The organism is Streptococcus vulneris, assembly GCF_019218685.1.
Taxonomy (GTDB): Bacteria; Bacillota; Bacilli; order Lactobacillales; family Streptococcaceae; genus Streptococcus; species Streptococcus vulneris.
Genome location: NZ_JAHUZC010000033.1, coordinates 1 through 482, shown reverse-complemented (window position 1 = coordinate 482; position 482 = coordinate 1). Strand labels below are relative to the sequence as shown.

Genomic DNA, 482 nt, shown 5'->3' with positions numbered 1-482 from the left:
ACCGCACTTGTTGACGCTGAAGCTGAGGCCACTGCACTAGTAGATGCTGAAGCTGAGGCCACCGCACTTGTTGACGCTGAAGCTGAGGCCACTGCACTAGTAGATGCTGAAGCTGAGGCCACCGCACTTGTCGATGCTGAAGCTGAAGCCACTGCACTTGTTGACGCTGAAGCTGAAGCTACTGCACTGGTTGATGCTGAAGCTGAAGCTACTGCACTTGTCGATGCTGAAGCTGAAGCCACTGCACTTGTTGACGCTGAAGCTGAAGCTACTGCGCTAGTTGACGCTGAGGCACTTGCTACCGCGCTCGTTGAAGCCGATGCACTTGCTACTGCACTTGTCGATGCTGAAGCTGAAGCCACTGCACTTGTCGATGCTGAAGCTGAAGCCACTGCACTTGTTGACGCTGAAGCTGAAGCTACTGCGCTAGTTGACGCTGAGGCACTTGCTACCGCGCTCGTTGAAGCCGATGCACTTGCTAC

Annotated in this window: 1 pseudogene; it reads left to right on the top strand. The window is 54.8% G+C overall.

What is annotated here, in order from left to right:
- Positions 1–482, top strand: a pseudogene (locus KUA57_RS09465) (hypothetical protein); the annotation flags it as partial.